Below are 10,048 nucleotides of genomic sequence, written 5' to 3' on the forward strand. Positions count from 1 at the left end.
AATAGATTGGAATTTCCCCCGGTGATTTGAATGAGTCCATTAATAATGGAAGCATCTCCACCCGTGACTCGTCCGAGGATATTTTGAATCTCTGGAGAGGATAAAAAATTGGCAACTTGACCCGCATTTAGGCCAAATTGCTCAAAACTATGGAATAAATTAAGACGATCGCCCGATAGGGTTCCGCCGGTAATATTAAACTGATTCCCCTCGGGGTTAACCTGAGTATTTGTCCCATCCGCCGCAGGGGCGATGGGTTGTGCAAAACTAGCGGGTGCAGTCAACATGGAGGAGAGCACCAACGCGATCGGCATCATGCTGAATTTGTTCATCTTATAGCCCTGTAATAATCACCCAAACCGAAATAAAGTGGCGATCGCAACCTGAGTCCCTTTCCAGTTTTAAGGCATCTCCGACAAAATCCCCGAGAGCAATCAATCTGGCGATCGCCCCCTCAATTAACCCATTGAGCCCCAATCCTGGCACGGGTTGCGTCTCCCGAAAAAATCCCATATTTAATAGCCAACTATTTTAGCATAGTATTTTTTTTTGTCAAGAAAAATTAAAAAAATAATCCAACCCGTCAAACTTGACTGCACCCCCGAATCCGAGTCCTGCTGATTGCGGATTCCTGTTTCCAATTTGTCTAACCCCCATTCCGCCCAGAATCCTCTTCAAATCTCCCCATTAAACCACCTGAAACGTAATCGATAAAGCCGCCATTTGTTCCGTTTGAGCAATGCGAGAACGTGGGTCAAATGAAGCCGTAATATTGCGAGTTTGGTTCAAATCAGCCCATAAATTTTCTACCGCCAAAACCGATTCCTCTTCCAACCCTAAAACCCCCTCCCTTGTCCCTCGCGCTGCGGCAATTTGTTGTAACTGTTGCAGGGAAGTCCGCAAGGGAGATAAACTGGCGATCGCCAAAATTTCCGCCGTCCCCAAAGGCGGTGAAATCGTCAACTTAAACGGGTCCCGACTGCCATCCGGAATCAACCGCGTTTCCCCCGCCTTCACCAACGCGGCATCAACCCCCGCCGTCCAACTATTCGGAAAAACCACCACCAATTCCCCCGTTGTCGTAATCACCAACAACGTCACATATAAATCCCGACTTTCCCCATTCGTAACCTCACACTGCACCTCCACCCCCACCGGAATCCTCGGAATCCCCCCTCCCCCGTTCGTAGTAACGACTTCAGTCGTTCTCCCCATCCCCCCCCGCGCAGTAAATGCACTCGCCGCAAACTGCGCCTGAGACCCCTGCAACACCTTCAACCCCATTGATACATTCAACCGCGAGGATTCCGCATTCAAAGTCAGCTTCACCAGTCGCGCCGCCAACAATGCCCGAAACTTACTCTTGAGGCGATCGCACCCCGCAACCACCGACTCTCCCACCGCCCCAAATGAACCGGGAATCAAGTCCAAACCCGCACCATATAACCCCAAACTGCCCACTGCCGGAACCTCTACCACCCCGGATTCCCTCACTTCCTGATGTAGCGCCTCCGTCATCCGTCCTAAAATATAATGCACCTGGGTTTCCCCCAAAGGCAATGCTTCCATCCGTTCCACCGCAGCAACTGCCTGTTTTGCTACCTCCAACTCTCCCCCCAACGACTCATCCAACCCAATCCGCAACGTGAGATTTTCCGGAATCGCCCGCGCCTGTTCCTGCAACAGCGCACCGGGTTTCACTCCTGCCGAAGGTGCGACTGCCTTTCCCTGCGCCACCAACCCCTGCCGTGACTCAATTTGAACCAATCCCCCGGCATCTCCCTCCGTCGCCAGTGCAAACACCGCATTGCGATCGAACGCCGTCAACGACTGAGGGTCAATTCCCCCTAACCACAGTTCCAGGCGATCGCCATTCACTGCCGTAATCACCGCCTCTGCCGGAATAGACTGTACCGGCAGAAAATAAGTCGGTTTTGATTCATTCCCGCTTCCCGGTTTCACCTCCATCTCCGGTACTTGCCGAGTCGAAGAAATTCGCATCGTCGTGCGTGCCACATTCCCCAAAACCGTCTTCACCCCGCGACTGCCCGTTTGCTGCCATAGATACTGCGTGAGAACATAAGTAAACGCCCCAGCAAAGAACCCTTCAAACGCCGCATCTGCCGCCAACTGAGTCGCTGCTGCCGAAGCAATCACCACCCCTTTTGCCACTCCCTTTTGCCGGTCCTCCACAAACTTTTCTTGTGAAATTCCCAACTTAGACACCCACTGTTGATGATATTCCTGTTCCTCCAAACTGGGATATCCACCTCCAGGAATTGCCCGAATCGTCAAATTTCCCCGCTTGCCACCCCCCGAGTGACAACTATCTAAAGTTACCGTAATATTTTCCGTATTAATTGCCGACATCCACAGGAACAAAGTCGCTCCCATAATATCAGAAACCATCGTCTGTTCTTCCTGAACTAACATCTGGCGATCGCTCGGAACAAAGGTACTATTCAACCGTTCCCGAGGATTCCCCAAGGGATTATAAGGATTAACCACCTGGGCACCATGTCCCGAAAAATGCAACACCACCACATCCCCCGGTTTTGCCTGAGCAATTAAATGAGATTCCACCGCCTCGATCAACCCCGCCCGAGTTGGTTTAATCGCCGTATCATCCGTCACCATCAAAATATCTTGTGGATTAAATCCAAACCGATGAATCAGCAATTCTTTCTGTAACTCAACATCGGTAATACATCCCCGCAACGGACTAACCTTAGCCAGAGAATAGTCATTAATTCCCACCAACAAAGCTAACTTACGCGGCGTATCCTGAGCCAAAACTTGAGCATACCGTAATCCTTGCCGCTGAATCTCTAATTGACTCCACCCTAAAGCGGCTAAAGCGGCACCCGCACCCTGAACAAAATAACGACGTTTCATAACACCCCTTGTAAAAATTTATCCACAATTTTAAACAGTATAAACCTAGACCAGATTCCCCCAATTTTACTAGAAAAATTGCCAAATTCCAACTCCCCCCTGTCCCAGGTTAGGGGAGTCTCTTCTGAACGTAGCAACAGTTTTCCTCTAAATAGAACACTTGGATAGGCCCTATTCTCACTATAAACTCCCCCCAACTCACTTAAATACCGCAAAAATTCTCTAAAAACATTAAAAAACTATAAAATTTTACAGAACTCAACTCTCAACCTATGTTATGGTGGCGAAAACCTTATCCTAATTTAACAAATTAAGACAGGTCCATCCACCCAAAATCTTGTCCAGACAAACCGACTGGATTCCACCTGTCTCCGCCAGAATCACAGAACCCCTTCTGTGAAAATCAGTGAAATCAGTGGTGTTACTAACCCAATTTTGCCATGCCAAAAATCTATTACTATCCTCCATCCTCTCCAGAACCCCCTGGGCATTCCGGACTATGGCTGCGGTATTTAATGGCAGTTGCCCTTGGCTTATTTTGTGGGGGAATGACCCTGCGATCGCATTTCAATAAACAGGATTATAAACGCGGGTATGAAGCCTATAAAACTGGGGATTGTCCAACGGCGATCGGCAACTTTAACGGCGTCATTCATCGCTGGAGTCCCGTAGATGCCCATCAACTCTCCCAGCGCGCCCAAACCCGAAAAACTGAATGCGAAGCCTATCAAAAAGCCATCACCGAACAACAAAACGGCCAATCGGTTTCCAGCCTAATTACTTATAACAATCTCCTCGCCAACCATCCCACCACCGAATTGCGGCCCCTCATCCATCAAAACGCCGCTCAACTGTTCAGTGAAACCAAACCCAGCCACCTCACAGAACCGGAATTTTGTCAACAATTGGAATCCTTCCGACGCCATGAAATCATCCCCGGAATAGGCGCAAAACTACCGGCATTCTACCGGGACTGTGGCGATCGGCAACAAGCCGAAGGAAAATATAGCCAAGCCGTCATTTTCTATGAACAATTTCTCAAAGCCTATCCCGACCATGAAATCGCCGCAAACATCAAAGAAAAATTAGTTCAAACCTTAATTGCCGAAGCCCAACAACAAGGCGCTGGAACCATCCTCCAACCCCGCGCCAGCGGCTATACCGAAAGCGGCTATACCGTCCTCCAAATCCAGAACGATTCCCCAGCACGAATGCAATTAGTCTTCAGCGGACCCGAAGACCGCATCGAAGAAATAGAACCCTGTTTTGACTGTGAAACCTACTTTGGCAAAGGCCCAGAAACCTGCCCCGGACTCGGACCCATTGGCCGCTACACCGTTCCTCCCGGAGACTACAAAATCGTTGTCAAATCCATCGATGAATACCAAGTCATTCCCTACCGAGGGGATTGGAACCTAGAGGATTCATTAACCTACCAACAATGCTTTTATATCATCCGAGATCCACTTCGACAACCGCAGCCGGTTGACCTAGATGCAGAGTTATCAAAGACAAGGGAACAGGAAAGGCGATCGGCCCCTTCCAATTACGGATTTTAACGCTCAAACCATAGTCCAAACTATTCAAAAATCAGGAGATAAAACAATGGTGCGTCAAGGGTTGTTACTTCTATTTCGTCCAGGATTGGCTATAACCGCAACTCTGCTACTAAGCTCAAGTGTTGCCCCGGTGAGTTCAGCGCAGGAGATGGACAAGTTATCAAAAATAACCGGAATTGGAGAGGGTTGGGTCGCTCAGTATCAGGGGAGTGCAGAGGGCGATCGGTTGCTGCAAGAAGGAGGGCAACTGTTTCAACAAGGGACAGCTGAATCATTACGTCAAGCCCTGCAAAAATTGCAATCTGCACACCAAGCATACCGTGCCGCAGGGGATGCAGCAAAAGAAGCAATCACTCTGTTAGGAATGGGTCGAATTTACGACTTACTCGCAGAGAAGCAAACTGCCCTAGACTACTTCAACCAATCCTTGTCCCTATCACGGCAAGTCGGGGATAAGACACAGGAAGCGACTACCCTCAACAATATTGGCCTGGTTTACTCCGACCTGGGAGACAAGCAAACGGCCCTAGATTACTACAACCAATCCTTGCCCCTGTCTCGGCAAGTGGGGGATAAGGCAGGGGAATCTGTTACCCTCAACAATATTGGCCTGGTTTACTCCGCCCTGGGAGACAAGCAAACGGCCCTTGACTACTACAACCAATCTTTGCCCCTGTCTCGGCAAGTGGGGGATAAGGCAACCGAAGCGATTACCCTCACCTCTATTGGCCTGGTTTACTCCGACCTGGGAGACAACCAAACGGCCCTAGATTACTTCAACCAATCCTTACCCCTGTCTCGGCAAGTGGGGGATAAGGCAGGGGAAGCTGTTACCCTCACCTCTATTGGCGGGGTTTACTACGCCCTGGGAGACAAGCAAACGGCGCTTGATTACTTCAACCAATCCTTGCCCCTATCTCAGCAAATGGGGTATAAGGCAGGGGAAGCAAGTACCCTCAACAATATTGGCATGGTTTACCACGCCCTGGGAGACAAGCAAACGGCCCTTGACTACTACGATCGATCTTTACCCCTGTCTCGGCAAGTGGGAGATAAGGCAGGGGAAGCAGGTACCCTCACCAATATTGGCGCGGTTTACAACGCCCTGGGAGACAAGCAAACCGCGCTTGACTACTTCAACCAGTCCTTGCCCCTGTCTCGGCAAGTGGGGGATAAGGCAGTGGAAGCTACTACCCTCTCCAATCTCGCTGTTCTCAAACGCACTCAAGGCAATCTCACGGAAGCGCTAACCGACATCGAAGCGGCCATTGCCATTATCGAAGACCTCCGCACCAAAATCGACAGCGAACAACTGCGCCAGTCCTACTTCGCCCAAGTGCAAAACCAAGGTGCTTACGAATTCTACATCGACTTGCTGATGCAACTGCACCAGCAAAACCCAGATAAAGGATATGACAAACAAGCCTTTAATGCCAGCGAACGCGCTCGCGCACGCACGTTGTTAGAAATCCTCGCTGAAGCCAATGCTGATATCCGCAGTGGGATTGACCCTGACCTGCGGGAGAAGGAAAGCAATTTACAGCAGCGCATCAACGCTACTGAATCCCAGCGCATGGAGTTATTCTCTGGAGAACATACCCCGGAACAAGCTAATGCGCTCAAGCAAGAACTGGATACTTTGTTGCGGCAACTGGATGAATTAAGGGCGGAAATTCGCCGCACTAGCCCCCGGTATGCTGCCCTGACTCAACCTCAACCCCTGACTTCGGAACAAATTCAGCAGCAGGTTCTTGATAATGATACTTTGCTCTTACAATATTCCCTAGGGGAAGACCGCAGCTTCCTGTGGGCAGTGACTCCGGATACTGTAGAGGTGTACGAACTCCCGCCGCGTGCTGAAATTGAGGAACTGGGAGAACAATTTTATCGGTTAATGCAAAATCCCGAGTATCGAGGTGAGAGTCGCAATATTACCGTGTCTCCTAACATTCCTCAAATCAATGCCTCTGCCACCGAACTGAGTCAGATGTTGCTATCTCCGGTTGCCGATAAATTGGCTGGGAAGCGGTTGTTAGTGGTTCCCGATGGGGTGTTGAATTTCATCCCCTTTGCTGCATTACCCACTCCGGGAAGTGGGGATGAGTTGACACCGTTGTTGGTAAATCATGAGATTATCAATCTACCTTCTTCCTCGACGTTAGCGATTCTGCGCGAACAAGATGCGGGACGGCAATTGGCCCCGAAAACGGTGGCGTTAATTGCAGACCCGGTGTTTGAACGGGATGACCAACGGGTAACGGGACAAACTTCGGTGAAGGCATCGGATTTAGGGCGGATGATGGTGAACCGTTCGGCGGATACCATTATCGGGCGTCCGATTCCGGCCCTACCGGGGACCAGGCAGGAAGCGGAGGCGATTCTGGGGTTAGTCCCGGCAGATGCGGCAATGTCCGCGTTTGATTTTGATGCCTCTCGTGCTACGGTAGCGAATACAGATTTAAGTGAGTATCAAATGGTTCATTTTGCTACTCATGGCTTTGTGAGTAGCAGTGCGCCGGAACTCTCGGGTTTGGTATTATCCCTGGTGGATGAACAGGGGAATGAGGTGGATGGCTTTTTCCGGCTGCATGACATTTTTAATCTCCAGTTGAATGCTCAGGTGGTGGTGTTGTCCGCTTGTCAAACGGGACTGGGGGATTCGATTCGCGGTGAGGGTTTGGTGGGCTTGACTCGGGGGTTTATGTATGCCGGAACTCCTCGGTTGGTGGTGTCTTTATGGAATGTGGATGACCAGGCAACGGCAGAGTTGATGTCGAGTTTTTATGGAAAGCTGCTTTCACAACAGATGACGCCAGCCCAAGCGTTGCGGGAGGCGCAGTTGGAGATGTTGGCCAGTGACGATCGCAAGTCTCCCTATTTTTGGGCAGCGTTTACATTGCAGGGGGAATGGAAGTGAGCTATTTTATCGGTTCCGGTCTTTCCCCTCCACGGGGACGATTTTCCGGGAAAAGTGGTGCGGTTGCTACCGGGAGTTGTGAGGAATAATCCGGTGGTGATGACGGTTGAAACAACGGAAAAAACAAGCGGAATGCGTTTTAAATACCGCATTCCTATTGGTTTAAATGTGCTATCTATCAGGATGATTAATCGGAGTTCATTATGTCCAAAGTCAAAGTGTATCGCCCCTATCAACCCTCTCCAGAACCTAACCCTGACTCAGCGTTTTGGGTGTTTTATTTAGCGGCTATTGTTTTTGGGGGAATGGTGACCTGGATGGCAGTGCGATCGCATTTCAATGTCAAAGACTACCAACAGGGTTATGAAGCCTACAAAACCGAAAATTGTGCAGAGGCAATCCCTCATTTTAAACGGATCACTTCTCGCTGGCTTCCCGTGGATGTCAATCAAATTGCTCATCGTTCCCAAACCCGAATTAATGAATGTGAAGCCTACCAAAAAGCTCTCACCTACCAGGAAAAAGGACATTTAGTTTCGAGCCTGATTACTTATAATAGTATCTTGGCTCGTCATCCCAGCACCGAACTGCGCCCCTCCATCCAGAAAAAAGCCGGTGAACTATTTACTCAAACCGAAATCACTCAACTCACTGACCCGAAACTCTGTAATCATTTAGAACCCTTCCGACGCAATCAAATTGTTGAGGAGAGTTCTCAGAAATTACCGATATTATACCGAGCCTGCGCCCAGCAATACCAAACCCAGGAGGAATATAGTAAGGCGGTTGTCTTCTATGAACAATTTCTCAAAGCCTATCCTCAACATCATCTGAGTCCAGAAACTAAACAACTTTTAGTCCAAGCTCTCATCGCTGAAGCCCAACAACAAGGGGCAGGAATTATCTCTCAACCCTCCTCTAGCGGCTATAGCGATAGCAGTTATACCGTGGTCCAAATTCAGAACGACTCCCCCACACGAATGCAATTAGTCTTCAGTGGACCCGAAGACCGAATCGAAGAACTAGAACCCTGTTTTGAATGTGAAACATTTATCAAAAATAAACCTGAATCTTGTCCGGAACTCGGACCGATTGGCCGCTACACCCTGCCCCCCGGAGACTACAAAATCGTTGTCAAATCCGCAGACGAACATCGAGTTACGCCTTACCGGGGGGATTGGACTTTAGAAGCAGGAAACACCTACGCTCCCTGTTTTTATATTGTCAACGAGCCGGTGAATGAACTGCCCCCCCTAGACCTAGATTCCGAGTTATCAAAGCCTTGGGGAGGGGAACAGCGATCGCCTTCCCCTTCAAAGTTTTAACTCGGGACTAATTCCCAAAAACAATTCGGTTTATTGTTCTCCCCATTCAACTCAAAAATCAGGAAGCAAAACAATGGTGCGTCAAGCGTTATTACTGCTATCTCCTCCAGGATTGGCTATAGTCGCAACTCTGCTACTCGGCACAAGTATTACCCCAGCGAGTTCAGCCCAGGAGATGAAAAAGTTATCCGAATTAACCGAAATTGGAGAGAGTTGGGTTGCTCAGAATAGTAGCAGTGTCCAGGGGAGTGCAGAGGGCGATCGGTTATTAATAGAAGGAATGCAACTGTTTGAACAAGGCACAGCTGAATCGTTACGTCAAGCCCTGCCGAAGTTGGAAGCAGCAGGCCAACAGTATCGCGCTGCAGGCAATGCAGCAATGGAAGCACTCACCTTGGCAGGAATGGGTCGAATTTACGACTTACTCGGAGACAAGCAAACAGCCCTAGACTACTACAACCAATCCTTGCCTCTATTTCGGCAAGTGGGGGATAAGGCAACTGAAGCGACAACCCTCAACAATATTGGCGGGGTTTACGACGACCTCGGAGACAAGCAAACAGCCCTAGACTACTACAACCAATCCTTGCCTCTATCTCGGCAAGTGGGGGATAAAGCAGGGGAAGCGAGAACCCTCAACAATATTGGCATGGTTTACGACGACTTGGGAGACAAGCAAACAGCCCTAGACTACTACAACCAATCCTTGCCTTTATCTCGGCAAGTGGGGGATAAAGCAGGGGAAGCGAGAACCCTCTACAATATGGGCATGGTTTACTCCAAGTTGGGAGATAAGCAAACGGCCCTGGACTACTTCAACCAATCCTTGCCTGTATTCCGGCAAGTTGGGGATATCAGTGTGGAAGCAGCAACCCTCACCTCTATTGGCCTAGTTTACTCGGACTTAGGAGACAAGCAAACGGCCCTGGACTACTTCAACCAATCCTTGCCTGTATTCCGGCAAGTTGGGGATATCCGTGGGGAAGCAACTACCCTCACCTCTATTGGCCTAGTTTACTCGGACTTAGGAGACAAGCAAACGGCCCTGGACTACTACAACCAATCCTTGCCTCTATCCCGGCAAGTTGGGGATATCCGTGGGGAAGCAACTACCCTCAACAATATTGGCGGGGTTTACGACGACTTGGGAGACAAGCAAACGGCCCTGGACTACTTCAACCAATCCTTGCCTGTATTCCGGCAAGTTGGGGATATCCGTGGGGAAGCAACTATCCTCACCTCTATTGGCCTAGTTTACTCGGACTTAGGAGACAAGCAAACGGCCCTGGACTACTTCAACCAATCCTTGCCTGTATTCCGGCAAGTTGGGGATATCCGTGGGGAAGCAACTA

At 49.6% G+C, this 10,048-nt stretch carries 7 protein-coding genes; 4 read left to right on the top strand and 3 right to left on the bottom strand.

The window, feature by feature from the left end:
* From NG795_RS25445 to NG795_RS25455, 3 genes are all read right to left on the bottom strand, one after another.
* The coding region (locus NG795_RS25445; protein WP_436836089.1) for a two-partner secretion domain-containing protein at positions 1 to 317 on the bottom strand (317 nt) is incomplete at its 3' end.
* 16 nt (positions 318 to 333) lie between these two features.
* Positions 334 to 513 carry a hypothetical protein gene (locus NG795_RS25450; RefSeq protein ID WP_367291403.1) on the bottom strand — a complete coding sequence of 60 codons (180 nt, stop codon included), beginning with the start codon at positions 511 to 513 and terminating at the stop codon, positions 334 to 336.
* Between the two features lie 174 nt (positions 514 to 687).
* Entirely contained in the window at positions 688 to 2,895 is a 2,208-nt protein-coding gene (locus NG795_RS25455; RefSeq protein ID WP_367291404.1) for a caspase family protein, read from the bottom strand.
* Positions 2,896 to 3,335: 440 nt separating this feature from the next.
* On the opposite strand from NG795_RS25455, the gene NG795_RS25460 reads away from it, so the two are divergent.
* The 4 genes from NG795_RS25460 to NG795_RS25475 all read left to right on the top strand — a co-directional run.
* On the top strand, positions 3,336 to 4,454 hold the full coding sequence (locus tag NG795_RS25460) for a tetratricopeptide repeat protein (protein WP_367291405.1): 1,119 nt from the start codon (positions 3,336 to 3,338) through the stop codon (positions 4,452 to 4,454).
* A 46-nt stretch (positions 4,455 to 4,500) separates the two neighbouring features.
* Positions 4,501 to 7,371, top strand: a complete 2,871-nt coding sequence (locus NG795_RS25465) for a CHAT domain-containing tetratricopeptide repeat protein (RefSeq protein WP_367291445.1) — start codon at positions 4,501 to 4,503, stop codon at positions 7,369 to 7,371.
* A 203-nt stretch (positions 7,372 to 7,574) separates the two neighbouring features.
* Positions 7,575 to 8,696: a hypothetical protein gene (locus tag NG795_RS25470; protein ID WP_367291406.1), complete on the top strand. Its 1,122-nt coding sequence runs from the start codon at positions 7,575 to 7,577 to the stop codon at positions 8,694 to 8,696.
* A gap of 73 nt (positions 8,697 to 8,769) precedes the next feature.
* Positions 8,770 to 10,048: tetratricopeptide repeat protein (locus tag NG795_RS25475; protein WP_367291407.1), on the top strand; the 1,279-nt coding region annotated here is incomplete at its 3' end.

Source organism: Laspinema palackyanum D2c, assembly GCF_025370875.1.
Lineage (GTDB): Bacteria > Cyanobacteriota > Cyanobacteriia > Cyanobacteriales > Laspinemataceae > Laspinema > Laspinema palackyanum.

Bases quoted from the DNA above. Each gene is read 5' to 3' on its own strand.
- NG795_RS25470 (WP_367291406.1), top strand. From the start codon at position 7,575: ATGTCCAAAGTCAAAGTGTATCGCCCCTATCAACCCTCTCCAGAACCT.
- NG795_RS25465 (WP_367291445.1), top strand. From the start codon at position 4,501: ATGGTGCGTCAAGGGTTGTTACTTCTATTTCGTCCAGGATTGGCTATA.
- NG795_RS25455 (WP_367291404.1), bottom strand. From the start codon at position 2,895: ATGAAACGTCGTTATTTTGTTCAGGGTGCGGGTGCCGCTTTAGCCGCT.
- NG795_RS25460 (WP_367291405.1), top strand. From the start codon at position 3,336: ATGCCAAAAATCTATTACTATCCTCCATCCTCTCCAGAACCCCCTGGG.
- NG795_RS25450 (WP_367291403.1), bottom strand. From the start codon at position 513: ATGGGATTTTTTCGGGAGACGCAACCCGTGCCAGGATTGGGGCTCAAT.